This window comes from Bradyrhizobium sp. LB11.1, from assembly GCF_040549385.1.
GTDB lineage: Bacteria > Pseudomonadota > Alphaproteobacteria > Rhizobiales > Xanthobacteraceae > Bradyrhizobium.
This window is the reverse complement of record NZ_JBEPTH010000010.1, coordinates 102,873-127,377: the sequence shown is the minus strand read 5'-3', so window position 1 is coordinate 127,377 and position 24,505 is coordinate 102,873. Positions and strand designations below refer to the sequence as shown.

Here is a 24,505-nt window from a genome sequence, read left to right as displayed (position 1 = left end):
TCGGAGTAGACCACGATGGCCAAGGCCGCAAAGACGATCAAGCTTGAGCAGACCGGCAGCGCGATCCGCCGCCATCACTCGCAGCGTTCGACGCTGATCGGGCTCAAGCTCAACAAGATCGGCCGCGTCAGCGAACTGCCGGACACCCCGGCCGTCCGCGGCATGATCGAGAAAGTTCACCATCTCGTCCGCATCGTCGACGAGAAGTAATAAACGGCGCGTGATCCCGCAAACCGGGTACCGGTTTTCGGCCGAGATCATGCGCAGGAAACAAGGAGCAGGGCGATGAAGCTCAGCGATATCGCCGACAACGCCGGCTCGCGCAAGAAGCGTATGCGTGTCGGCCGTGGCATCGGTTCGGGCAAGGGCAAGCAGGCTGGCCGCGGTGGCAAGGGCCAGACCGCGCGTTCGGGTGTGCGCATCAAGGGCTTCGAAGGCGGCCAGATGCCGTTGCATCGCCGTCTGCCGAAGCGCGGCTTCACCAACATCTTCCGCGTTGAGTTCACCGAGATCAATCTCGATCGGCTCCAGGACGCGGTCGATGCCAAGAAGATCGACACCGGCAGCGTCGTCAATGTCGAGGTCCTGGTGAAGGCCGGCGTGCTGCGCCGCGCCAAGGCGGGCCTGCGGCTGCTCGGCCGCGGCGAGCTCAAGGCCAAGCTGAACATCGAAGTCCACGGCGCCACCAAGACCGCCATTGCGGCGGTCGAGAAGGCCGGCGGCTCGGTGAAGATCCTGGCGCCCGCCAAGGAAGAAGGCGAAGCGGCGTAACAACTGCGTCATTGGCCCGCGCCTCGCGGGCCTTTACGCGTGCGGGACGATGGACTTATCGAAGCCGAGCACCAGATAATGTCCGGCGTCCGCCCAAAATAGCCCGGCCGCGGGTATGACGGCGCAAAAGGCGGCGGGAGAAAGTCCAATATGGCCTCTGCAGCGGAACAACTGGCAGCCAACCTCAATTTCGGCGCGTTTGCCAAGGCTGACGAACTGAAGAAGCGTATCTGGTTCACCCTGGGTGCGCTGCTCGTTTATCGGCTCGGAACCTACATCCCGCTGCCTGGCATCGATCCCAATATCTGGGAGCAGGTGTTCAAGTCGCAGGCGGGCGGCATCCTCGGCATGTTCAACATGTTCGCCGGCGGCGGCATCCACCGCATGGCGATCTTCGCGCTGAACATCATGCCGTACATCTCGGCCTCGATCATCATCCAGCTCCTGACCACGGTCTCGCCGCAGCTTGAGGCGCTGAAGAAGGAAGGCGAGTCCGGCCGCAAGTTGCTGAACCAGTACACGCGCTATCTCACCGTGATCCTGGCCGCGTTCCAGTCCTATGGTATCGCGGTTGGCCTCGAAGGCGCCGGCAACGTCGTCAGCGACCCCGGGATGTTCTTCCGTCTCTCTACCGCGATCACGCTGACCGGCGGCACCATGTTCCTGATGTGGCTGGGCGAGCAGATCACCTCGCGCGGCATCGGCAACGGCATCTCGCTGATCATCCTTTCCGGCATCGTCGCCGAGCTGCCGTCGGCGCTCGCAAACATGCTCGAGCTCGGTCGTCAGGGCGCGATGTCGACCGGCCTGATCCTGGTCGTGATCGTGATGGCGGTCGCCGTGATCGCCTTCATCGTGTTCATGGAGCGCGCCCAGCGTCGGCTCCTGATCCAGTATCCCAAGCGCCAGGTTGGCAACAAGATGTTCGAGGGCCAGTCCTCACATCTGCCGCTCAAGCTCAACACCTCGGGCGTGATCCCGCCGATCTTCGCGTCTTCGCTGCTCTTGCTGCCGACGACGGTTGCGAACTTCAACGCGGGCAGGGGACCGGAATGGTTCCAGTGGATCACGACCCAGCTCGGTCACGGCCGTCCGCTGTTTCTGATCCTCTATCTCGCGCTGATCGTGTTCTTCGCCTTCTTCTACACCGCGATCGTGTTCAACCCGACCGAGACCGCGGACAATCTGAAAAAGCACGGCGGCTTCATCCCGGGCATCCGTCCGGGCGAGCGCACCGCGGAATATATCGACTACGTGCTGTCGCGCATCACTGTGCTCGGCGCGATCTATCTGGCGATCGTCTGTTTGATCCCGGAAATCCTGATCTCCTACGCCTCGGTGCCGTTCTACTTCGGCGGCACCTCGCTGCTGATCGTGGTTAGTGTCACCATGGACACGGTGGCGCAGGTGCAGGGCTATCTGCTCGCCCATCAGTATGAAGGGCTGATCCGCAAGTCGAAGCTCCGGGGCCGCCGCCGCTAAGACGCGGCGTCCTCTCGAGGCGGCGCGCTAGCGCCGCCGATTCGCTGCGCGAACAACGCGCGGCGGCCGCCCAGGCGATCAGCTGGTCATTCAGTCGCATCGGCGGAGCTGCTCTCACTGCAGCACAATCACTGATTTCAAAGCCCTTCTTGGCGTCCGGGCATTTGCTCCCCTATGATATGGGTGGCGGTGCGGCGCTGATTATGATTTGCACTGCTACTGAACTTTCAAACACGGGTGCGCGAAATATCGCTCACCAATCCGGGGGGGCGTACGCCGATGAGAATTATCCTGCTGGGACCACCAGGATCGGGCAAGGGGACCCAGGCGCAGCTGCTGGTGCAGCGCTACGGCATCGTCCAGCTCTCCACTGGCGAAATGTTGCGTGCAGCCGTCGCTGCGGGAACGCCGGTCGGGCTGAAGGCCAAGGAGATCATGGCCAGCGGGGGGCTCGTGCCCGACGAGGTCGTGGTGGGGATCATCTCCGATCGCATCGACCAGCCGGACGCGAAGAACGGTTTCATCCTCGACGGCTTCCCGCGCACCGTGCCGCAGGCTGAGGCACTGGATGATCTGCTCCGGCACAAGCACCTCAGGCTCGACGCCGTGATCGAGCTCCGCGTCAATGAGAGCGCGTTGCTCAACCGCGTCGAGACCCGCGTTGCCCAGATGCTGGAGCGCGGCGAGGAGGTTCGGGTCGACGACACCCCGGAGGTCCTGACCAAGCGGTTAGCCAGCTACCGCAGCCAGACGGAACCGCTGATTCACTACTATTCCGAGCGCCGGAAGCTCTCCACCATCGACGGCATGATGGCCATCGACGAGGTCACCCGCGCCATCCACCGCCAGCTCCTGGCGCTTGGCGCGGTCGAGCCCAAGACGCATGGTAAGACCCTTGCCCGCAGCGCGGCCAAGGCGACGTCCGCCAAAACCGGGACCAAGAAGGCTAAGGCAGCCAAGAAAGCCAAGAAAGCGGCCAAAAAGCCGACGAAAACGGCTAAAAAGGCTGCCAAATCGGCTAAATCCACCAAAAAGGCCAAAAAGGCCAAAAAGGCCAAAAAGGCCGCCAAGAAGACAGCCAAGAAAGCGGTCAAAAAGCCCGCCAAAAAGGCCGTCAAGAAAGGTTCGAAGAAGAGTCCAAAAAAGGTCACGAAAAAGCGAGCCAAACGCTAGCGGCGGTTGACGAAAGCCCCCTGAATCCCTTAATAAGCCCCGCATCCAAGTCGGATAGTTTCAAACGATGCCGGGCCCCAGGAAGACCAGGGGTGGGCGTCGTGTTCGCGTTTGTGAACACCTGCCCGAGAAACATAAGCACTTAAAGACCGGCCCCTGACGAGGGATCGGCAACAGGAGAGATAGCCGTGGCCCGTATCGCCGGCGTGAACATTCCGACCAACAAGCGCGTGCTGATCGCGCTCCAGTACATCCATGGCATCGGCGAGAAGATTGCCGGTGAGATCATCGAGAAGGTGAAGATCTCCGAGGATCGTCGCGTCAATCAGCTCAGCGACGCTGAAGTGCTTCAGATCCGCGAAGTGATCGACCGCGATTATCTCGTCGAGGGTGACCTCCGTCGTGAAGTCGGCATCAACATCAAGCGTCTGATGGACCTCGGCTGCTATCGCGGCCTGCGTCATCGTCGCGGTCTGCCGGTGCGCGGTCAGCGTACCCACACCAATGCGCGTACGCGCAAGGGTCCGGCCAAGGCCATCGCCGGCAAGAAGAAGTAATTTTGGCGAATAGGAATGACGAATAGCGAATGGGAATCATTCCATTCGCTATTCGCTACTCACCATTCGCATCCACAGGTGTAGCCGCTGGCATTACGGCGGCGTTTGAGATCTTCAGGAAAGGTAGTCTATGGGCAAGGAAGCCACCCGCGTTCGTCGTCGTGAGCGCAAGAACATCGCCTCCGGCGTCGCGCACGTGAACTCGTCGTTCAACAACACGACCATCACCATCACCGACGCGCAGGGCAACACGATTGCCTGGTCCTCCGCCGGCACGATGGGCTTCAAGGGCTCGCGCAAGTCGACCCCTTATGCCGCGCAGGTCGCAGCCGAAGACGTGTCCAAGAAGGCGCAGGAACACGGCATGCGCACGCTGGAAGTCGAAGTCGCCGGTCCCGGTTCGGGCCGTGAGTCGGCGCTTCGCGCGCTCCAGGCCGCAGGCTTCACCGTCACCTCGATCCGCGACGTGACCACGATCCCGCACAACGGCTGCCGTCCGCGCAAGCGTCGGCGCGTCTGATACGAAGTCGCGGGCGCATCGTCGCCCGCGATGCTTTTTAGAAGCCGCGGGTTTGATCTGCGGCCTTTCTCCAACGCCAGTATTTGAATTTTCAAATCGACTGGCCTGTATGGGTGAAACAGTGACGATCCAGAAAAATTGGCAAGAACTGATTCGGCCGAACAAGCTCCAGGTGCAGCCCGGCAGCGATTCGACCCGTTTTGCGACCATCGTCGCCGAGCCGCTCGAGCGCGGCTTCGGCCAGACGCTCGGCAACGCGCTGCGCCGCATCCTGCTCTCCTCGCTCCAGGGCGCGGCGGTGCAGTCGGTCCACATCGACGGCGTGCTGCACGAATTCTCTTCGATCGCTGGCGTCCGTGAGGACGTCACCGACATCGTGCTGAACATCAAGGACATCGCGATCAAGATGCAGGGCGAAGGCCCCAAGCGCATGGTTGTGAAGAAGCAGGGCCCGGGTGCCGTCACCGCCGGCGACATCCAGACCGTCGGCGACGTCGTGGTGCTCAACCCGGACCTCCAGATCTGCACGCTCGACGAGGGCGCCGAGATCCGCATGGAGTTCACGGTCGCGACCGGCAAGGGCTACGTGCCCGCCGAGCGCAACCGTCCCGAGGACGCGCCGATCGGCCTGATCCCGGTCGACAGCCTGTACTCGCCGGTCCGCAAGGTCTCCTACAAGGTCGAGAACACCCGCGAGGGCCAGATCCTCGACTACGACAAGCTGACCATGACGATCGAGACCAACGGCGCGTTGACGCCGGATGATTCGGTGGCTTACGCCGCCCGCATCCTGCAGGATCAGCTCAACGTGTTCGTCAACTTCGAAGAGCCGCGCAAGGAAGTCGCCCAGGAAATCATCCCGGACCTCGCCTTCAACCCGGCCTTCCTCAAGAAGGTGGATGAGCTCGAGCTGTCGGTGCGTTCGGCCAACTGCTTGAAGAACGACAACATCGTCTACATCGGCGACCTCGTGCAGAAGTCGGAAGCCGAAATGCTCCGCACTCCGAACTTCGGCCGCAAGTCGCTGAACGAGATCAAGGAAGTGCTCGCCCAGATGGGTCTGCATCTCGGCATGGAAGTGCCGGGCTGGCCGCCGGAGAACATCGACGAGCTCGCCAAGCGCTTCGAGGATCACTACTGAGAATTTCTACCGTCGTGGCCGGAGTCATCCGGCCACGATTTTTTTGGGCGAACGCAGGCAGCCCACCTGAGCAACATGTCCGACGAACCGTCGCGGCAGTTTTGAAGTAAGGACTACACACATGCGTCACGGCAAGGTTCATCGGAAGCTCAACCGCACGGCCGAGCATCGCCGCGCGATGTTCGCCAACATGTGCGCGGCGCTGATCAAGCACGAGCAGATCGTCACCACGCTGCCCAAGGCCAAGGAGCTTCGTCCGATCGTCGAGAAGCTCATCACCCTCGGCAAGAAGGGCGGGCTGGCCTTGCGCCGCCAGGCGATCTCCGAGATGCGCGACAAGGACCAGGTCAAGAAGCTGTTCGACACGCTGGCGCCCCGCTACAAGGATCGCCAGGGCGGCTACACCCGCATCATCAAGGCCGGCTTCCGCTACGGCGACAACGCGCCGATGGCCGTGATCGAGTTCGTCGACCGCGATGTCGATGCCAAGGGCCAGGACTCCGGTCCGGTGCAGGCGAAGGAAGCCGAGGCGGCGTAAGCCGGCCGGTAGCGAATTCGAGAAAGCGGCGCCCCCGGGCGCCGCTTTTTTGTATGCGGCGGCAATATCTCATGCCGCGCATCGTTGTGGTGAAACGCGATTCTGGCCGGGGGGCTTCCATGAGGATTGTGTTTGGGATCGTGCTGGCGCTGTTGTTGTCGCCGGCTGCCGCCGAGACGCTGGTCGAGCGTGGCGCTTATCTCGTCAACAGCGTGATGGTCTGCAACAATTGCCATACGCCGCGCGGGCCACAGGGCCTGGATATGACGCGTGCGCTCTCGGGCGGGCAGACCTTTGATGAGCCCGCTTTCGAGGTCACCGCATCCAACATTACGCCGGACAAGGAGACCGGCATCGGCAACTGGAGCGATGCCGAGCTGAAGCATTTCCTCGTCAGCGGCATCAGGCCCAACGGGTCGGCCGTTGCGCCGATCATGCCGACCGTTTTCTACACCGTGCTGTCTGCCCGCGATCTCGATGCGCTCACGACTTATCTGCGCTCCGTGCCGTCCGTGCATCACGAGACGCCGGCGCCGGAATACAAGGTCGCGCTGAAGCCGGAGATGCCGACCTATGCCGGCCAGCAGGCAACCGAGGCGGAGCTGTCCGACAAGCTCGCCCGCGGCCGCTATCTCCTGACCATCGCCCATTGCCTGGAATGCCACACGCCGGAAGGTCCGTCGGTGGTGCACGATTTCGCTGGCGCCAGCGGCAAGGGCGGCCGGACGTTCAGGGGACCGTGGGGTGAATCCGTCTCCGCCAACATCACCGCGGATCCCGTGGCGGGCCTCGGGCAGTGGAGCGACGACGAAATCAAGCGTGCGATTACGCAAGGCATCGCGCGCGACGGTCGCAAGCTCAAGCCGCCGATGGCTTATGCTGGTTACGCCACCATGACGCCGCAGGATCTCGATGCCATCGTTGCGTTTGTTAGAGCGCTGCCGCCGAAATCGTAGGGGTGGGCAAAGGCGCGCTCTTCGCGCGCAGTGCCCACCATTCCATCCGCAACCCGCGCTGACATCGTGGGCACGCTACGCTTTGCCTGCCCTACGGCTCTGCCGTTGTCGCGATAGATCCTCACGCATCGGTGAGCGGTGATTGCACCCACCCGTGCAGCGCACGATATCCGCTTCAACATCAATGGAGACGATTCATGAAGATCGACCTTTCCGGAAAGACCGCACTCGTGACCGGCTCGACCGCTGGCATCGGCCACGCCATCGCCAAGGGCCTTGCCGGTTCAGGCGCGAGCGTCGTGATCAACGGGCGCGGCCAGGACAAGGTCGATGCGGCCGTGCGCAAACTGGAAGCAACGGGGGCCAAGGTGCGCGGCATCGCCGCCGACGTCTCGACCGCTTCAGGCTGCAAGGCGCTCGTGGCGGCACTCCCTGAGGTCGACATCCTCATCAACAATGCCGGGATCTTCGAGCCGAAAGATTTTTTCGACATCCCGGACGAGGACTGGAGCCGCTTCTTCGAGGTCAACGTGATGAGCGGCGTGCGGTTGTCTCGCGCGTATATGAAGGGCATGCTGAAGCGTAACTGGGGCCGCATTGTCTTCATCTCTTCGGAATCAGGGCTGAACATTCCCGCCGAGATGATCCACTACGGCATGAGCAAGACGGCGCAGCTCGCGGTCGCGCGTGGCTTGGCGCAGCTCACCCAAGGCACCGCGGTCACGGTGAACTCGGTGCTGCCCGGCCCGACCATGTCCGAGGGCGTCGAGACCTTTGTGAAGGATCTCGCCAAGCAGAACGGTCAGTCGGTCGACGAGGCCGCCGCCAATTTCGTCAAGCAGCATCGCCCGAGCTCACTGATCCAGCGCTTCGCCAGCGTCGACGAGATCGCCAACATGGTGGTCTACGTTGCGTCGAAGGAAGCGTCCGCGACCAACGGCGCGGCGCTGCGCGCAGAAGGCGGCATCGTCAATACGATTGCATAGAGCATGATCCAGACCCTGAGGGCCGCGTTAGCGCAAAGCGGTCTTCCGACAAGATTATGCTCAAAACGGAGAGCCCGCGCGCATGACGGCTTATGTGATTTCCGAAGTCGAGATGCGCGATCTCGATGAGTTCGAAGCCTATCGCGCGCTCGCGGCGAAGACGATCGCGCAGTATGGCGGCCGCTATCTCGTCCGTGGCGGCAAGGCTGAGCTGGCGGAAGGCAACCTTCCGCCAAAGGCCATCGTGATCGTCGAATTTCCGACGATGGCGAGGCTGAAGGAATGGTACGCCTCGCCGGAATATGCCGAGGCGTTGAAAATCCGCGCTGGTGCACTGGAGCGGCGACTGCTGTTCGTCGAGGGCGCGGTTCCAGTCTAGCTGGTCTGCCCACTTACCGCTTCAATTCAAAGCACGACCAGCTAAAACGGGGCTCCATGTTCTGGCCCCTCTCGACTCGTCACAAGCGCCTGTTCAGGCTGACATCCGCGCGATGGCAGCGGCGGGCAATCTTTCTGCTTGGCGGGATCGGGGTCGGTGCTGCGGCGGTGGCGCTGGCGCAGCTGGCCGACCTCGCGCAACATGCCTTTGCGCTCCTTTTAGCCAAGTCGCGCTATGCCGTGCTGGCGGTGACGCCGCTCGGCTTCATGTTGTCAGCCTACCTGGCCATCCGCCTGTTCCCGAACTCCCAGGGCAGTGGGATCCCGCAGGCGATCGCCGCACGGCATCTGACCGATCAGAGCGCACGCGAGAGCCTGGTCTCGATCCGGATCGCGATCGGCAAGATGATTCTCACTCTTTTCGCGCTGCTGTGCGGCGGTTCCGTGGGGCGGGAAGGGCCGACCGTTCAGGTCGGCGCCTCCATCATGTTCGCGCTCGGCCGCGTCTCGCCGCGCCGCCAGCCCGGGCTGATCCTGGCTGGTGCCGCTGCGGGCGTTGCCGCGGCCTTCAACACGCCGCTTGCGGGAATCGTCTTCGGCATCGAGGAGATGAGCCGCGCTTTCGAGACCCGCACATCCAGCCTTATCATTGGCGCGGTCATCGCGGCCGGCCTGACCTCGCTCGCGCTGGCCGGCAATTACGCCTATTTCGGCAGCAGCGCGATGTCGCTGGCGCGCGGCGCCGACTGGCTAGCTGTTCCGCTTTGTGGCGTGGTCGGTGGCCTCGCGGGCGGCCTGTTCAGCCGAGTCGTCATTGCCATGGCGCGTGGCTTCAAGAATCCGCTCGGACGTGCGATCAAGGGCCATCCGCTCTGGTTCGCGTTCGCCTGCGGCCTTGCTGTCGCGATTTGCGGCCTGATGTCCGGCGATACAATCTACGGCACGGGCTACGTGCAGGTGAAAGAGGCGCTGGATCACGGTACGTCGCTGCCGCAGGACTTTGGCGTGCTCAAGCTTCTGGCGACGAGCTTTGCCGCGATCAGCGGCATACCGGGCGGCATCTTCTCGCCCTCGCTTGCCGTCGGTGCCGGCATCGGCAGCAACATCGCGGCGTTCTTCCACGGCGCACCTCTCGGTGCGATCATGCTGCTCGGCATGGTCTCGTATTTCGCTGGCGTGGTGCAGGCGCCGATCACCGCCTTCGTGATCGTGACCGAGATGACCGACAATCACGGCATGGTCGTGCCGTTGATGGCAGCCGCGCTGATCGCGCATTTCGTCTCGCGGATGATCTGCGAGGAGGGTATCTATCACGCGCTCGCAAAAGGCTTCGTCGAGCGGGCGATGCGGCCGCGCGAGCGGGAGGGAACATGAGCCGTTTCTGGAGCAGCTTGACGCATGACCTGAAACCCTACGTGCCGGGTGAACAGCCCCGCATGGCGGATTTGGTCAAGCTGAACACCAACGAGAACCCGCTCGGTCCGTCTCCGCTTGCACTGGAGGCGATCCAGGACGCGGCAGCCGATACGCTGCGTCTTTATCCGGACCCGCAGGCGACCGCGCTGCGGGCCGCCCTGGCCACCTATCACGGCGTGAGACCCGAGCAGGTGTTCGTCGGCAATGGCTCCGACGAGGTGCTGGCGCATGCCTTCGTCGCCCTGCTGAAGCATGATGCGCCGCTGCTCTTTCCCGATATCACCTACAGTTTCTATCCGGTCTATTGCCGTCTGTTCGGCATCGCCTACGAGACCGTGCCGCTCGATCGGGCCATGCAAATCCGCGTCGCTGATTACCGCCGGCCGGCCGGCGCGATCATCATCCCAAATCCGAACGCGCCGACGGGGATCGCCCTGTCTCGCGCCGAGATCAGGATGCTGCTGGAAGAGCACCCGGACGTACCCGTGGTCGTCGACGAGGCCTATGTCGACTTCGGCGCCGAGACCGCGATTCCGCTGGTTGCTTCCCATCGGAATCTCCTTGTCGTGCAGACCATGTCCAAGTCGCGCGCCTTGGCCGGGCTTCGGGTCGGGTATGCGATCGGCGACGCAGATCTGATCGATGCGCTGACCCGCGTGAAGGACAGCTTCAATTCATACCCGCTCGGCCGTCCCGCCCAGGCCGGCGCGATCGCCTCCCTGGAGGACGAAACCTATTTTCAGCAGAGCCGCGTTCGCGTGATCGAGGGCAGGGAGCGGCTGACCCGCGGACTGAAGGGAGCCGGCTTCGAGGTGCTGCCGTCCCTGGCCAACTTCGTCTTCGCGCGCCATCCCGTGCATGAAGGTGCCGCGCTTGCAGCGGCGCTGCGGGAGCAGGCGGTGATCGTCCGCCATTTTTCCGCGGCTCGTATCTCGGATTATCTGCGGATCACCGTGGGCACGGATGAGCAGATCGACCGGCTGTTGTCGGCGTTGTCGCAGATACTGAAATAACGACAGGTGTTACCCGCCGCTGTTGCTAGAGCGCAACTGCCGTAGGGTGGGCAAAGCGGAGCGTGCCCACCACCTTTTCTTGCCGTCCCGTTGGTGAGACGGTGGGCACGGCGCAAGTGCGCCTTTGCCCACCCTACGAGGCCTTCGCCTACCAACCCTCCAGCACGATCTTGCCACGCGACTTGCCGCTCTCGAGCAGTGCGTGCGCGCGCTTGAGGTTGGCCGCGTTGATCGTGCCGAAGGTCTGGTCGAGCGTGGTGCGCAGCACGCCCTTGTCGATGAGGTCGGCGACGTCGTTGAGCAGATGGTGCTGCGCGATCATGTCGGGCGTTTGAAAGGAGGAGCGCGTGAACATCGATTCCCAATGCACCGAGATCGCTTTGCCCTTGAACGTGCTCATGGTGAATTCGGGGGGGTCGTCGATCAGGCCGAAGCGGCCCTGCGGCGCCATGAATTCGGCGATGCTCTTGTAGTGCTGATCAGTGAAAGTGAGGCTCGCGACCAATGCGACCGGCGGCAGCTTCAATTTTTCGATCTGCTCCTTCATCGGCTTGCCATGGTCGATCACCGCATGCGCGCCGAGATCGAGGCACCATTTCTGCGATTCCGGCCGCGTCGCGGTCGCAACCACGGTGAGGCCGGTGAGGCGGCGCGCGAGCTGGATCAGGATCGAGCCGACACCGCCGGCGCCACCGGTGATCAAGAGCGTGCGCGGATCGACGCTCTTGCCGGGGACTGCGCCAAGACGATCGAACAGCAATTCCCAGGCGGTGATGGAAGTGAGGGGAAGGGCGGCTCCTTGCGCGAACGAGAGTGATTTCGGCTTGTTGCCGACGATGCGCTCGTCGACCAGGTGGAATTCGGAATTGGTGCCCTGGCGCAGGATCGAGCCCGCGTAAAACACCTCGTCGCCCGGCTTGAACAGCGTGACGTCGGGGCCGACTGCATCGACCACGCCGGCGGCGTCATAGCCGAGAATCTTGGTCTCGCCCTCGGGCGGGGCGGCGCGCTTGCGCACCTTGTAATCGACCGGATTGGCCGAGATCGCTTTCACGGCGACGCGAATGTCGCGTCCCTTCGGCTCGGGCTTGGCGGTCTCGAAGTCGATCAGCGAATCCTGATCCTCGATCGGAAGCGATTTCTTGTAGCCGACGGCCTTCATGGCTTGTCTCCATCAGATGGTGTATTCGCCTGCCCCTCTAACTGTCGCCCTGGCTCCCATTTGGCAAGTGCTGTAAATTTGGGGATATCGTCCCTGGTTGGATACTTTTGGGAAAACACGGATGAAACAGCGCAACTTTGCCCGTCGTCCCGGCTGCCATTTGCAGGGCGGCACCCAGCGCTTCGGCGAATAGCGCCGCATGATGCCCGGCATCACCCACCGCATGCTGCGCGTCGGCGCTTGAAGCCGGGCCCGTCAAGAAGCCGAGGCGCGCCGCTTAGCTTCCGGGAGCGGCTGTGCCGCCCCCGGAATTGATCGCGTCAGAACGCGAACTGCGTGCGCATCGCCACGGCGTCGAAGTTCGAGCCCGTATTCGCGAATGCCGCCGGCGGCAGCGTCTGTTTGGAGACGGTGCCATGCAGGTAGTCGAGCATGAAGCGGACGTTACCGTTGACGTACCAGTTGAGCGCAAGCGTGTAGATGTTCTGGCGCCCACCCGCGACGCCGTTGGCGCTCGCAAGCTGGTCGTTGAGGTCGATCGTCGAGAAGCGTCCCGCGATTTCCCAGGCACCCCAGCCGCCGCCCTCGAGTGAGAACGGATGCGCGGGCTTGACGCCGTTATAGGCCGCGTTCGCCGCGTTGTAGCTGCGGCCTTCGCCGGTCAGCACGTAGCCGGCCTGCGCATAGCCGCCCTGGAATTTCAGGCTCGGCGCGCCGACCAGCGGCACGCCGGTATTGGCGGTGCGGTCGACATTGTACCAGAAGTACTCCCCCTGGACGATGAACGAACCGTAGGTCGCAGCCGCTTCGACGCTGTAGACCTGCGCGCCCGAGACATTGGCGATCGCGCCCGTCGACACCAGCGCGGTCGGGTCGAGACGCAATTCCGGACGATCGCTGAGCGCGACCGTCTGCGTGTTGGCGATGAGATTGCGCGGCGGCTGAATCAGCCACTGCGCGTTAGCACCGATATGGACCGAGTAGTCCTTGCCGCTGATGGGATTGCCGGCAATACGCGCCACGGCGCCGTATTGCTCGCTCGTGCCCGCCGGTGCCGCGCTCGAAGCGGAGTGGATTGCGCCCGTCGCGGGTCCGGTGACATAGGCGCCGGCCCAGAGCTGATCGTTGAACCAGCGCGTGCCGGCTGCCGAACGGAAATCGCCGGCAGCGATGTTGGTCGCGATGATACCAGCCGAAGCGCGTTCCATGAACATGATGTCGTTGGAGCTCGTGGCCTCGTCCATGGTGTAGGGCAGGTCCATGACGCCCGCCTCGATCGCCATCTTTCCGCCGAACGGCTTCAGGCCGGTGTAGCTGAGATAGGCATTCTCGAGGCCGGAGACGCCGCCGCCGGGCAGCGATCCCGGAGCCGCGCCGCCAAACCCGTCCGACGAGCCGCCGAAATCGTAGACCAGCGCGAAATTCCAGTCGTTGAAGAATTTGCCGGCGAGGCCGATCCGCGCGCGGCGAACATTTTCGCCGCTGTCCAGCTTCTGCGGTACGGTGGCCGCCGTGTTGGGACGATAGTCGTAGCCGCCGACATCCCAATGCACGCGGCCGGTGATCGCGACGCAGTTCGCTCCGTCGGCGGTGCAGATGGTCGGCCGGTTGTTCGGCATCGTCACGATAACGCCGGATAACGCGGGCGCGCCCTTGACCGGATACGCCGCATTGGCGTTGGCGACGACCGCCTTCGCCTCGGAGCGTGCTTCGGCTTTCGCTTCAGCCTTTGCTTCTGCCCTGGCCTTCGCCGTGGCCGCCGTATTCGCGGCGGTCTGGTTCTGGAGCTTGTCCAGCTTCTGCTCCAGCATCTTCAACTGCTGCTTCAGGAGTGCGATCTCCTGATCGCTGTTACTTGCTGATTGTGCCTGGGCCTGCGAGGCCGCCAGCGCGCCGGCGAGACCAATCGCCGCGGCCGCAATTCTTGTTCTGCTCACGTCACCACTCCATCGGTTAGACCAACTTCCCCAAGTCGCAACGGGAGAGCCTAAGAAGGGTCGATGACTGTCCCGCGACGGCGCGCCACGGCTGCAATGGTTCCCACTGATGTAATTTCGCCGCAGCCGAATCCGCCGTTGGGCAGCATGCAAGATGACGCGCATCATGCCAATGTGCGGCACCTCCCAGATTGGCATTTTGCACGCGGTGCTTGCGTGCCGGCCACACCGGAAAGGGGGCGAATTGCCGCTGGGCGCCCTTCTATTGGGGGGCGAACGCGCCTATATTCCGGCATCTTTTCCAAGAGGTAGGAATGTTTCGATCGATCCGGACCGCCGTCGTCACGGCATTGTGCATAGCCTTTTCGGCCCACTTCAATCTGGCTGCCGCGCAGGACCGCCGCGTGCCGTCGTCGCTGGCCGAGCTACGGCTGTCCTATGCGCCGATCGTGCAGCGGGTGCAGCCGGCGGTCGTCAACGTCTATGCCGCCAAGGTGGTGCAGAACCGCAATCCTCTGCTGGACGACCCGATCTTCCGCCGTTTCTTCGGCGGCGGCCAGCAGCAGGAGCAGGTGCAGCGGTCGCTGGGGTCGGGCGTGATCGTCGATTCATCCGGGCTCGTCGTCACCAACGTCCATGTCATCGAGGGCGCCGACCAGGTGAAGGTGTCGCTGTCGGACAAGCGCGAGTTCGAGGCCGAGATCGTGCTGAAGGACTCCCGCAGCGATCTCGCGGTGCTGCGTCTGAAGGATACCAAAGAGAAATTTCCTGCGCTCGAATTCACCAACTCGGACGAACTGATGGTGGGCGACGTCGTCATGGCGATCGGCAACCCCTTCGGCGTCGGCCAGACCGTGACCCACGGCATCATCTCGGCGCTCGCGCGCACGCAGGTCGGCATCACCGACTACCAGTTCTTCATCCAGACCGACGCCGCGATCAATCCCGGCAATTCCGGCGGCGCGCTGGTCGACATGAACGGCCGGCTTGCCGGCATCAACACCGCGATCTACTCGCGTTCCGGCGGCTCGCAAGGCATCGGCTTTGCGATCCCCGCCAATATGGTGCGCGTCGTCGTCGCTTCCGCCAAGAACGGCGGCACGGCGGTGAAGCGGCCGTGGCTCGGTGCGAAGCTGCAGGCGGTGACGCCCGAGATCGCCGAGAGCCTCGGCCTGCGCTCGCCGACCGGCGCGCTGGTCGCGAGCGTCGTTCCCAACGGTCCAGCGGCAAAGGCCGGCTTGAAATCCTCCGACCTCATCACCGGGATCGACAACCAGACCGTGGACGATCCCAACGCGTTCGACTACCGCTTCGCCACCCGTCCGCTCGGCGGCACGGCGCAGATCGACGTGCAGCGCGGCGGCAAGCCGCTGAAGCTGACAATCGCGCTCGAGAGCGCGCCCGATATTGGCCGTAACGAACTCGTCGTCACCGCCCGCTCGCCGTTCCAGGGAGCCAAGTTCTCGACCATCACGCCCGCGCTTGCGGACGAGCTGCATCTGGACGCCGACACCGAAGGCGTCGTGATCACCGATCTCGGCGGCGACAGCGCGGCCGCGAATGTCGGCTTCCAGAAGGGCGACATTATTTTGGCGGTCAACAACCAGAAGATCGGCAAGACCGTCGACCTCGAGAAGGCGGCCGGCGTAAGCCAGCGACTCTGGCGCATCACGCTGGTGCGCGGCGGCCAGCAGATCAACGTCACGCTGGGCGGATGAGTCCGAAGCGACCACAGGAGACGCCAACTCTCTTCGCCGCGGCGGGGCTCGATCACGAGGCTCCGCATCCGCTGCCGGACAGGCTGCGGCCGCGTGCGCTCTCGGAGGTCGTCGGCCAGGATCACATCCTTGGCCCCGACGGTGCGCTGACGCGCATGCTGGAGACGCGCACGCTCGGCTCGCTGGTGTTCTGGGGCCCGCCCGGCACCGGCAAGACCACGGTGGCGCGGTTGTTGGCGGATGCGACGGATCTGCATTTCGAGCAGATCTCCGCGGTGTTCTCCGGCGTCGCCGACCTCAAGAAAGCGTTCGAGGCCGCGCGCGCCCGTCGCGAGATGGGCAAGGGCACACTGCTGTTCGTCGACGAGGTGCATCGCTTCAATCGCGCCCAGCAGGATTCGTTTCTGCCGGTGATGGAAGACGGCACCGTCGTCATGGTCGGCGCCACCACTGAAAACCCTTCCTTCGAGCTCAACGCGGCGTTGCTGTCCCGCGCACGCGTGCTGGTGTTTCGCTCGCTCGATGCCGCCGCGATCGAAAAGCTGTTCGCGCATGCCGAGGAGGTCGAGGGCCGCAAGCTCCCGCTCGATGAAGAGGCGCGCGCCGTGCTGGTGCGCATGGCCGATGGCGATGGCCGTGCATCGCTGACGCTAGCCGAAGAGGTCTGGCGTTCGGCAAGGGCGGACGAGACCTTCAATGCTGCGCAATTGCAGGAAATCTTACAACGCCGCGCGCCGATCTACGACAAATCCGCCGACGGCCACTACAACCTGATCTCGGCGCTGCATAAGTCGGTGCGCGGATCCGATCCGGACGCAGCACTCTATTATCTCGCGCGCATGCTCGATGCCGGCGAAGACGCGCTATTCCTGGCCCGCCGAGTCGTGCGCATGGCGGTCGAGGACATCGGGCTCGCCGATCCGCAGGCGCTGATCATCGCCAATGCGGCGAAGGACGCCTTCGACTTCCTCGGCCATCCCGAGGGCGAGCTCGCCATCGCCCAGGCCGTCGTCTATCTGGCCACCGCGCCGAAATCGAACGCGGTCTATACTGCTTTCGGCACAGCGATGCAGGTGGCAAAACAGGCCGGCTCGCTGCTGCCGCCAAAGCACATCCTGAATTCGCCGACCAAGCTGATGAAGTCGGAAGGCTACGGCGCGGCTTACGAATACGACCACGACACCCCCGATGCCTTCTCCGGCCAGGACTACTTCCCGGAAGCCCTGGGTCGCCAGACCTTCTATGACCCGCCCGAGCGCGGTTTCGAGCGGGAGATCCGCAAGCGGCTGGATTACTGGGCCAAGCTGCGCAAGGAGCGGGGAGGGAAGTAAGAGTTTTGAGCAGTTTACTATTTACGTAAGTCGTAAATCTTGCTAATATTCGGGGATGATCGTCAGCTGCCGCGACAAGCGCACCGAGCGATTTGCCGCTGGGCAGCACGTCAAGGAATTCTCGGGATTTGCCGGCCAGGCAGAGACGCGCCTTGATCGATTGGACGCGGCAACGAGCTTAGCCGACTTGGCGGCGTTGCCCGGTAATCGGCTCGAAGCCTTGAAGGGCGATCGTGCGGGACAATTTTCGATCCGGATCAACGATCAATGGCGGATCTGCTTCAGTTGGCCAGAGGGTGCGCTTGGTCCGACTGATGTAGAAATCGTCGATTATCACTGAAGGAAGCTTATGCCCCGCACGCCAATTCATCCCGGCGAACATCTGGCCGAAGAGCTGCGCGAACTCGGCATCACGGCCGCCGAGTTGTCGCGCCAGATTGACGTGCCGGTCAATCGCATCACCGGCATCATCAATGGGCAGCGCGGCATCACTGCAGATACGGCGCTGCGTCTTGGTCACTGGTTCGGCACCAGCCCGCAATTCTGGATGAACCTGCAACAGCAATATGAGCTGCGGCTGGCGGAGAAAGAGGTAGGCGCGCAGGTTGCGTCGCTGCCCCGTCGCGCCAACGCGCAGTCGACACGAAAGCTTGGAAAAACCGCATGAGCCGCCGCATCAAGAGAATGAATCCAAAACCTCGCGAGCGCGATGAGCGCAAGGAGGCGCGTCCGTTCAAGGTGGGTAGTGCGAAGAAGGCCGGGGCGCGTCCTGGGGCTAAGCCCGGTGGGAAGCCGCCGCGCTTTGCGGGCGAACGCGCTGAGCGGCGTGCGCCCAAGGCTGGGCTGGAAAAGGCGGCAATGGAAGCGCCGGTTGCGGCAAAGCCGGTCGAGGCGCTGCTGCCGACCAAGGTGGAGACCGTCACGGTGACGGCGGACGAGAACAACATGCGCGTCGATCGTTTCCTCGAAGCGCGGTTTCCCGGCCTGTCGTTCTCCCACATCCAGCGCGTCGTACGCAAAGGCGAGCTGCGCGTCGACGGCAAGCGCGTCGACAGCAAGGACCGTCTGGAGGAAGGCCAGAGTGTCCGCATTCCGCCGCTGAAGCTCGACACTCCGAAGCCCGCCAACCCGGAGTCGGAGGCCGCGCAAAAGACGCTTGCCGCGCTGAAGGAGATGACGATCTACGAGGACGACGACGTTCTCGTGCTGAACAAGCCCGCCGGCCTCGCCGTGCAGGGCGGCTCGGGCATGACGCGGCACGTCGACCAGATGCTGGAGGTGATGCGCGATTCCAAGGGGCAGAAGCCGCGCCTCGTGCACCGCATCGACAGGGAGACGTCGGGCTGCCTCCTGATCGCCAAGACGCGCTTTGCCGCCTCGCATCTGACCGGCGCCTTCCGCTCGCGCTCGGCGCGGAAAACTTATTGGGCGCTGGTGCCGGGCCTGCCAAAGCCGAAGCAAGGCCGCATCTCGACCTTCCTTGCGAAGGAAGAGAGCGAGGACGACACCATCATGCGCATCGCCCAGCATGGTGACGAGGGCGCGAGCCACGCGGTGACGTACTACGCGGTGGTCGAGACCGCCGGCAACAAGCTGACCTGGGTGTCGCTGAAGCCTGTGACGGGGCGCACCCACCAGCTTCGCGCCCACATGGAGCATATCGGCCACCCCATCGTCGGCGATCCCAAATATTTCAACATCGAGAACTGGCAGTTGCCGGGCGGCCTGCAAAACCGGCTGCATCTACTCGCGCGCCGCATCGTCATTCCGCATCCGCGCGGCGGCTTTATCGACGCCACCGCGCCGCTGCCGCAGCATATGCAGCAGTCGTGGAATCTGTTGGGGCTCGATGCAAGCCGGTTTGATCCGATCGAGAACGCGCCGGAGGAGTAGGGCTGAGCCCCCGTTATGAGCCCCGTCATTGCGAGAAGCGAAGCGACGACGCAATCCAGAGTCTCTCCGGCGAAAGATTCCGCAAGCTGTCATGCGGGCTCTCCACGTCTGTGATCAGCCCACCCTCGGGACCCTCGCCATAATAGGCGTAGACGTTGCGGACGAGCGATTCCGGACTGCGAAAGCCGGCTTCGGCCGCGGCCAGCCAGAGCCCGGCGAACAGGGCCGCAATACCCGCAGGTTCCCTCATGTCCGCCGCTCGCTTTATCGGCCACCAATCTTACTTTAAAAGCCTGCATTCAGCGGCGGAGACCGAAAACTCACATGCGCGAATTGTTCGAAGAAGCAGCCAGCCAGCCACCGCGGGACCCACGGGAATCGGCGCGTGCGTCCGCGCGCACGCCGCTGCGTAAGCGCTTCTACAAGGAGGCCGGCGTTACCGAGGCCGAAGGCGGCTTTGCCATCACGCTCGACGGCAAGCCGATCCGCACTCCCTCCGCCCGTCAGGTGGTCATTCCCGCGCGGGCGCTGGCGGATGCCGTGGCTGCGGAATGGGCTGCGCAGGGCGAGGCGCTCGATCCCGTGACCATGCCGCTGACGCGGATCGCCAACAGCGTGCTCGAGGGTGTCGTCGACCGCGTCGAACTCGTCACTGATGACCTTGCGAAATATTTCGAGACCGACCTGCTGTTCTATCGCGCCGGCCACCCCGAGGGGCTGGTCGCCCGCGAGGCCGCGCATTGGGACCCCGTGCTGTTCTGGGCGGCGGAGGCGCTGGGAGCGCATTTCATCCTGTCCGAGGGCATCATACATGTGAAGCAGCCGGATGAAGCGCTCCGGGCCGTTCGCGCGGCGCTGCCGGGGGATGCCTGGTCGGTCGCGGCTCTTCACGTGGTGACGACCCTGACAGGTTCGGCGCTGCTGGCGCTGGCGCTGGCCCATGGCGTGCGTGACGCCGGCCAGGTCTGGGCCGCCGCCCATGTCGACGAGGACTGGAATGCCGACCAGTGGGGCGTGGACGAGGAAGCGGCTGCCCGCCGGGTCACCCGGTTGCGGGATTACGAGGCCGCATTGGTGGTGCTGGCGGCCGTTAATCCGGGCTCGGCTAAAGGTCCTTAACGAGAGGTTTACGAGGGGACCTTAGGGTGGGGACAGCATTCCCTGGGCCCTTGAGATGCCGACGCCGATAAGCTCGATCGTTCCCGTCAGTGCCGCCAGCCCCGTGGCTGATGCGGCGACGCCCGATCTTGTGCTCCAGGCCGGCAGCGTGGTCGATGCCAGGGTCGTCAGCGTGCTCGCCGACAATCTGGTGCGGATCGCGATCGCCAATCTCTCGATGGACGTGATGTCGGAGGTGTCGCTGACGCCGGGGCAGAATCTCCAGCTCGCGGTGTCGCAGAACGACGGCACCATCCGGCTCGCCGTCGTCAACGGATCAGGTGAGGCGAGCGCCGATCAGGTTACGCTGACGCCGGCGGCGGCTTCGCTGGTCGATAGCCCGTCGCTTGCCCCGTCGGTCAACGCTGCACGCAACACGCTGACACCTTTAGAGCAGGTCGCCGTGACCGCAGCCTCGGCCGAGGCCGTGACCAAGCAGGGCAGCCAGGCGCCACTGTTCGCCAATCTGGCGTCAGTCGTGACCGGCAGCGATCTGCCGGCTGGCTTGAAGCAGGCCGTGCTGGACGTGCTGGCGCAACAGACGCCGCTCAATACCGGGCTCGATGGCGGTGATATCGAATTCGCCTTCCAGAAGTCGGGCCTGTTTCTCGAGGCCTCGCTTGCGGCCGGCGCGCCGCCGACGTCGGGTGCCGTACCGGATTTGAAGGCAGCGCTACTGGTGCTGCGCCAGACGCTGGCCGCGACATCAGGCACGCTCGAGACTGCCGCGCCACCGACACAGGCCGTTGCGATTGCGACGAGCGCCGTCGCGCAGGCCGCAAGCTCGCCGCCTCGAGTTGCAGGCGAGGCTGTGCAAGCGCCGGCGCCTGAAGCAGAGATAGCCCAAGCGCCGCAAATGCAGCGTAACGCCAATGTCGTGGCTGCTGTGCTTGCCGACATGGTCGACGCACCGCAGGCAGCGCTGCCGCGGACCATCTCCGCAGGCCTTGCCGCGAGTCTGCTGCAAGAGGTCACGCAAAACCTGCCGCGCGTGACCGGGAATGTGCCGGGCGCCACCAAGGCCGTGCCGGATAGCCATCTCTTCGAGGCGGCCGCGCGCGCGACGCCACCGCCGTTTCGCGGCGCGCTGCCATCGCCGCAGGCTGTTGCCTCGCCATCGCTCACACCGGACACGCCGCTCGCCGCCACCGTGCATCGCCTGCTCGACGACACCGACGCCGCGATCGCGCGGCAGACCCTGCTGCAGGTCGCCTCGCTACCCGATCGAATCGATGCCAGCGGCCATCGCATCGATCCGACCGTGCCGCAGTGGAATTTCGAGATTCCGTTTGCGACGGCGCAGGGCACCGCGATGGCGCAGTTCGAGATCTCGCGTGACGGCGGCAACGAGCAGGCCGATCCCGCCAAGCGCGCCTGGCGCGCACGCTTCACGCTCAATGTCGAGCCGGCCGGTCCGGTGCACGCGCTGATTGCGCTCAATGGCGACAAGACATTTGTGCGGATGTGGGCGGAACGGCCGGCGACGGCGCAGCAACTCCGCGCCGGTATCGGTGAGCTCAATCAGGCGCTGACCAAAGCCGAACTCAAGCCCGGCGATATCGTCGTGCGCGACGGCACGCCGCCGCAAACACCCCCGGCCCGCGCCGGGCATTTTCTGGATCGCGCCACATGAGCGAGGAGTCCAAGCTCGCAATTGCGCTGCTCTACGAGAAGGGCAGCGGCGCGCCGGTCGTCGTCGCCAAGGGCAAGGGTACGATCGGTGCCAAGATCGTCGAGATCGCCAAGGCCAACGATATCCCGATCGAGGAGAACGAGATCCTGGCCGGCGCGCTCTCCAAGGTCGAACTCGGCGAGGAGATTCCGCCTGATCTCTACAAGGCCGTGGCTGAAGTGCTGGTGTTCGTGCTGCGGCTGTCCGGCCGGGCGCGGTAGCGGATTGCGCTCGTCATTGCGAGGAGCCCGCGACAAAATTGCGATGCCGTAGGGTGGGCAAAGGCGCGTAGCGCCGTGCCCACCATCTCTCTACGCATTTCGCGATTGGTGGGCACGCTGCGCTTTGCCCACCCTACGACATCGGTGCAAGTCGGGCTGCTCCTCAACCCAACTTGAACAGCGCCTGCAAAAACTCCACCACGGCCTTGCGCGACTCCGCGGCCGTTGCGGGATTGCCGCCGACATGCGGGTTTAGCTCGATGCAGGCATCCTTGTAGGTGAAGGGCGCCCGCGTATCGGCGTTCATCAACACGCCACCGTCGCCTTCGCTGATGTGGCAGTTGCGCGCGGTCTGCGCGTTGGCGGACACCGTGACCGTATTGACGCCGAGCAGGCCGCTGTCGAAGCCGTGCGCGCTGTCGGGATATTCGGTCAGCACCACGTCGCGTCCGGCGGCCTTGAGCCGCTCGACAAAGGCCTTGCAGCTCTTCACGGGATTGTAGTCGTCAGGCGTGCCGTGGAAGATACGGATCGGGCGCGCGGCGACCTCGGTGTCGGACTGATACGTGGTCGAGCAATCCGGATAGAACGGGATATAGGCCGCGAACTGCACGCCGGACCTGTTCCAGAGCTTGTTGGAGCGGTCGAGGCTCGCATAGAGCGCGGCCTGGCCGCCGCGCGAAAATCCCATCAGCACGATGCGGTCAGGATCGACGCGGGGATGCTTCGCCAGAATGTCCAGCGAGCGGTAGATGTCGATGATCAGATTGAGCCGGCCGAGCAGGGCCTGGTTCGGTCCGACCACAGTGAGCCCGCGCCCGGTAAAGCCGTCGATCACGAAGGTCGAAATGCCCATCGCGTTGAATTCATGCACCCAGGCTTCCGTGGTGGCGCCGACGCCGCTCGATCCGTGCATCAGCACTACGACCGGCATCTTGCCAGTGCCCTGCGCGACGCGGAACTCGCCGGCGACCGTGACCGGCTTGCCGGCCGCAACATCGCCGCTGAGGAATTCCTGGTCGGAGAGGGTGAGTGACGGGATCGGGAATATCTCGACCCGGCTCGCCGCATCCTTGGGAAGCGACTGCGCGCCGGCGAGCCCGGTTGAAACGTAGAGCGCAATGAGCGCGGCAACGATGCGGACTGCGATCGGCATCGGATCCTCCCTTGTGATTTCAGGGAAGTAGACCAACCGGCCGGCGGGCTGTCAATTTGCGCGAGACTCACGCCTTCTCGGCAGGCTTGTTCGCCGTCAGCGCCTGGTCGATGGCGAAGCCGCCGATCTCGCTCATGGTCTGCGAGATCACGTCGCCCTTACGCTCAAAACCCCGAGAGAGATGATCGAATTGCGTCCGCGCCAGCCGCAGCACCTCGATCGGCACGGAGACCACGGTCTCGTTGAAAGCATCGACAGAGGCGCGCAGGGTATCGAGCTCGGTGGTGAGCTTACCGATATGGCTTTCGGCATCCTGCATCAGGCCGAGCAGCTTGCTGCGCTCGGTGTCGAACGCCGCCCGCTCGGCGGCTGCGGCCGAGGTCACCTCTGCAAGCTGCGCCCGCAGCTCTGCGATCTGGTTGACCATGGCGTCGGAAGCAAGCTCGGCGGCCTCATGCCGCTCGGCATGGCGCTTGTTCTCTTCCTGCTGCTCGTGAAACAGCCGCTCGGCCGACATCGCCCGCCGCCCCAGCGACTCGATCAGACTGGCCGCGCGCAGCAGCATCTCGCCGTTCCGCCCCGACACCATGCTGGCCATCCGCCGCAGGAAGTCGGTCGTTTCGGACGCGCTGTTCGGAGGCAGGGGAACGACCGTGGCGGACATGAGGTGATACTTGCAGCCGGACGTGATGACCGCCGCCGTACCGACTGAGCTCACGCAACATTCGGCGCCAGATCCCAAGCTTGGAGCAAGCCTGAATCGCCCGGCCGGGTCAACCGACCTGCGCAGGCAAATCGCGGTCATCCCGCCAGAACGCGCCGGCGTCAGGCGTCCTTCTGCCGCCCGATCCGCCCCAGATGGGTGAAGCCGAAGCCGGCGGCATATTTCAGCCCATAGCCCAGCGCCCGGTCGATGCCGATATGGGCAAGCCAGATCAAGGCAATGGACAAGGTGAGGGGCGAGGCCAAGCCGAAACCCAGTGTCATCAACGCCACCGGCGCCATGTAGCTGTGGGCGGCGTTGTAGACCATCGCCCCGAATTTGGCGTCCGACAGGTACGCCAGGAAGCTCAGATCGGGCACGAAGAACAGCAGGGCAAAGACCAGCCAGGAGCCGCCCCAGGCCGCGTAGAGCATCACCATCCCAACGAACAGGGTCAGCCCTTCCAGCCGGAGCAGGATGTTGACGCCGCCGGTCGCAGCCCCGGTCTCGGCCGCTCTCTCATCCATGGTCGCCTCCCAGGCAAAACTTTGTAATTCCTTGCGCTTTCACGCTGCGGCAAGGCAGCCCTGCGGCGTCGAAAGCGGCTTTCCGGTCCGTAAAAT

The 24,505-nt window shown here is 64.1% G+C and carries 27 protein-coding genes; 21 read left to right on the top strand and 6 right to left on the bottom strand.

Translation table 11 applies throughout. The features are described 5' to 3' along the window. The first annotated feature begins 15 nt into the window (after positions 1–15). The 13 genes from rpmD to hisC all read left to right on the top strand — a co-directional run bounded on the left by rpmD (position 16) and on the right by hisC (position 10,931). Positions 16–210 carry a 50S ribosomal protein L30 gene (gene rpmD, locus ABIA96_RS24955; RefSeq protein WP_063682061.1) on the top strand — a complete coding sequence of 65 codons (195 nt, stop codon included), beginning with the start codon at positions 16–18 and terminating at the stop codon, positions 208–210. 75 nt (positions 211–285) lie between these two features. Further along, positions 286–771 carry a 50S ribosomal protein L15 gene (gene rplO / locus ABIA96_RS24950; RefSeq protein WP_354139698.1) on the top strand — a complete coding sequence of 162 codons (486 nt, stop codon included), beginning with the start codon at positions 286–288 and terminating at the stop codon, positions 769–771. 150 nt (positions 772–921) lie between these two features. Further along, on the top strand, positions 922–2,253 hold the full coding sequence (secY, locus tag ABIA96_RS24945; RefSeq protein ID WP_354139697.1) for a preprotein translocase subunit SecY: 1,332 nt from the start codon (positions 922–924) through the stop codon (positions 2,251–2,253). Positions 2,254–2,532: 279 nt separating this feature from the next. After that, a complete protein-coding gene (locus ABIA96_RS24940; protein WP_354139696.1) occupies positions 2,533–3,426 on the top strand; it encodes an adenylate kinase in 894 nt (297 codons plus the stop codon). 188 nt (positions 3,427–3,614) lie between these two features. Further along, positions 3,615–3,983: a 30S ribosomal protein S13 gene (rpsM, locus tag ABIA96_RS24935; RefSeq protein ID WP_354139695.1), complete on the top strand. Its 369-nt coding sequence runs from the start codon at positions 3,615–3,617 to the stop codon at positions 3,981–3,983. Positions 3,984–4,113: 130 nt separating this feature from the next. Then, on the top strand, positions 4,114–4,503 hold the full coding sequence (rpsK, locus tag ABIA96_RS24930; RefSeq protein ID WP_007603045.1) for a 30S ribosomal protein S11: 390 nt from the start codon (positions 4,114–4,116) through the stop codon (positions 4,501–4,503). Positions 4,504–4,612: 109 nt separating this feature from the next. Next, positions 4,613–5,644 (top strand): DNA-directed RNA polymerase subunit alpha, encoded by a 1,032-nt coding sequence (locus tag ABIA96_RS24925; protein WP_148770534.1) that lies wholly within the window; start codon positions 4,613–4,615, stop codon positions 5,642–5,644. 121 nt (positions 5,645–5,765) lie between these two features. Further along, a complete protein-coding gene (gene rplQ / locus ABIA96_RS24920) occupies positions 5,766–6,182 on the top strand; it encodes a 50S ribosomal protein L17 (RefSeq protein WP_354139694.1) in 417 nt (138 codons plus the stop codon). 119 nt (positions 6,183–6,301) lie between these two features. Further along, positions 6,302–7,138 carry a c-type cytochrome gene (locus tag ABIA96_RS24915; RefSeq protein ID WP_354139693.1) on the top strand — a complete coding sequence of 279 codons (837 nt, stop codon included), beginning with the start codon at positions 6,302–6,304 and terminating at the stop codon, positions 7,136–7,138. 197 nt (positions 7,139–7,335) lie between these two features. Next, on the top strand, positions 7,336–8,124 hold the full coding sequence (locus tag ABIA96_RS24910; protein ID WP_354139692.1) for an SDR family NAD(P)-dependent oxidoreductase: 789 nt from the start codon (positions 7,336–7,338) through the stop codon (positions 8,122–8,124). Positions 8,125–8,206: 82 nt separating this feature from the next. Then, positions 8,207–8,503 carry a DUF1330 domain-containing protein gene (locus ABIA96_RS24905; protein WP_354139691.1) on the top strand — a complete coding sequence of 99 codons (297 nt, stop codon included), beginning with the start codon at positions 8,207–8,209 and terminating at the stop codon, positions 8,501–8,503. A 56-nt stretch (positions 8,504–8,559) separates the two neighbouring features. Further along, positions 8,560–9,876, top strand: a complete 1,317-nt coding sequence (locus ABIA96_RS24900; RefSeq protein WP_354139690.1) for a chloride channel protein — start codon at positions 8,560–8,562, stop codon at positions 9,874–9,876. Beyond that, positions 9,873–10,931 (top strand): histidinol-phosphate transaminase, encoded by a 1,059-nt coding sequence (gene hisC, locus ABIA96_RS24895; RefSeq protein WP_354139689.1) that lies wholly within the window; start codon positions 9,873–9,875, stop codon positions 10,929–10,931. The genes ABIA96_RS24900 and hisC overlap by 4 nt, the downstream gene beginning before the upstream one ends. A gap of 148 nt (positions 10,932–11,079) precedes the next feature. Here hisC and ABIA96_RS24890 read toward each other — a convergent pair whose 3' ends face one another. Together ABIA96_RS24890 and ABIA96_RS24880 are read right to left on the bottom strand one after the other, a co-directional pair. After that, positions 11,080–12,093, bottom strand: a complete 1,014-nt coding sequence (locus ABIA96_RS24890; RefSeq protein ID WP_354139688.1) for a zinc-binding alcohol dehydrogenase family protein — start codon at positions 12,091–12,093, stop codon at positions 11,080–11,082. A gap of 320 nt (positions 12,094–12,413) precedes the next feature. Continuing rightward, positions 12,414–14,030 (bottom strand): OprO/OprP family phosphate-selective porin, encoded by a 1,617-nt coding sequence (locus tag ABIA96_RS24880; RefSeq protein ID WP_354139687.1) that lies wholly within the window; start codon positions 14,028–14,030, stop codon positions 12,414–12,416. 314 nt (positions 14,031–14,344) lie between these two features. On the opposite strand from ABIA96_RS24880, the gene ABIA96_RS24875 reads away from it, so the two are divergent. The 5 genes from ABIA96_RS24875 to ABIA96_RS24855 are packed head-to-tail and all read left to right on the top strand — an operon-like array spanning position 14,345 to position 18,972. Next, on the top strand, positions 14,345–15,748 hold the full coding sequence (locus tag ABIA96_RS24875; protein ID WP_354139686.1) for a DegQ family serine endoprotease: 1,404 nt from the start codon (positions 14,345–14,347) through the stop codon (positions 15,746–15,748). Continuing rightward, positions 15,745–17,079 carry a replication-associated recombination protein A gene (locus ABIA96_RS24870; RefSeq protein ID WP_354139685.1) on the top strand — a complete coding sequence of 445 codons (1,335 nt, stop codon included), beginning with the start codon at positions 15,745–15,747 and terminating at the stop codon, positions 17,077–17,079. The genes ABIA96_RS24875 and ABIA96_RS24870 overlap by 4 nt, the downstream gene beginning before the upstream one ends. 55 nt (positions 17,080–17,134) lie before the next feature. Then, complete coding sequence (locus ABIA96_RS24865) at positions 17,135–17,419, top strand: type II toxin-antitoxin system RelE/ParE family toxin (protein ID WP_354139684.1); 285 nt, start codon at positions 17,135–17,137, stop codon at positions 17,417–17,419. 9 nt (positions 17,420–17,428) lie between these two features. Then, positions 17,429–17,746 carry a HigA family addiction module antitoxin gene (locus ABIA96_RS24860; RefSeq protein ID WP_354139683.1) on the top strand — a complete coding sequence of 106 codons (318 nt, stop codon included), beginning with the start codon at positions 17,429–17,431 and terminating at the stop codon, positions 17,744–17,746. After that, positions 17,743–18,972 carry an RluA family pseudouridine synthase gene (locus ABIA96_RS24855; RefSeq protein ID WP_354139682.1) on the top strand — a complete coding sequence of 410 codons (1,230 nt, stop codon included), beginning with the start codon at positions 17,743–17,745 and terminating at the stop codon, positions 18,970–18,972. Before ABIA96_RS24860 ends, ABIA96_RS24855 begins: the two co-directional genes overlap by 4 nt. A 25-nt stretch (positions 18,973–18,997) precedes the next feature. On the opposite strand, the gene ABIA96_RS24850 is transcribed toward ABIA96_RS24855, so the two are convergent. Beyond that, complete coding sequence (locus tag ABIA96_RS24850) at positions 18,998–19,222, bottom strand: hypothetical protein (RefSeq protein WP_354139819.1); 225 nt, start codon at positions 19,220–19,222, stop codon at positions 18,998–19,000. 74 nt (positions 19,223–19,296) lie between these two features. Between ABIA96_RS24850 and ABIA96_RS24845 the strand changes: the two genes are divergently transcribed. Genes ABIA96_RS24845 through ABIA96_RS24835 form a run of 3 tightly spaced genes read left to right on the top strand, consistent with a single transcriptional unit; the run spans position 19,297 to position 22,023 of the window. Then, entirely contained in the window at positions 19,297–20,091 is a 795-nt protein-coding gene (locus ABIA96_RS24845) for an ATP12 family chaperone protein (RefSeq protein WP_354139681.1), read from the top strand. 55 nt (positions 20,092–20,146) lie between these two features. After that, positions 20,147–21,763, top strand: coding sequence for a flagellar hook-length control protein FliK (fliK, locus tag ABIA96_RS24840; RefSeq protein ID WP_354139680.1), 1,617 nt, complete (start codon positions 20,147–20,149; stop codon positions 21,761–21,763). After that, positions 21,760–22,023: an EscU/YscU/HrcU family type III secretion system export apparatus switch protein gene (locus tag ABIA96_RS24835; protein ID WP_354139679.1), complete on the top strand. Its 264-nt coding sequence runs from the start codon at positions 21,760–21,762 to the stop codon at positions 22,021–22,023. Before fliK ends, ABIA96_RS24835 begins: the two co-directional genes overlap by 4 nt. Before the next feature lie 163 nt (positions 22,024–22,186). Here ABIA96_RS24835 and ABIA96_RS24830 read toward each other — a convergent pair whose 3' ends face one another. The 3 genes from ABIA96_RS24830 to ABIA96_RS24820 all read right to left on the bottom strand — a co-directional run bounded on the left by ABIA96_RS24830 (position 22,187) and on the right by ABIA96_RS24820 (position 24,409). Then, positions 22,187–23,179 (bottom strand): dienelactone hydrolase family protein, encoded by a 993-nt coding sequence (locus ABIA96_RS24830; RefSeq protein WP_354139678.1) that lies wholly within the window; start codon positions 23,177–23,179, stop codon positions 22,187–22,189. A 67-nt stretch (positions 23,180–23,246) separates the two neighbouring features. Further along, positions 23,247–23,843, bottom strand: a complete 597-nt coding sequence (locus tag ABIA96_RS24825) for a hypothetical protein (protein WP_354139815.1) — start codon at positions 23,841–23,843, stop codon at positions 23,247–23,249. Between the two features lie 161 nt (positions 23,844–24,004). Continuing rightward, positions 24,005–24,409, bottom strand: a complete 405-nt coding sequence (locus ABIA96_RS24820) for a DUF4260 domain-containing protein (protein ID WP_354139677.1) — start codon at positions 24,407–24,409, stop codon at positions 24,005–24,007. Positions 24,410–24,505 lie beyond the last annotated feature (96 nt).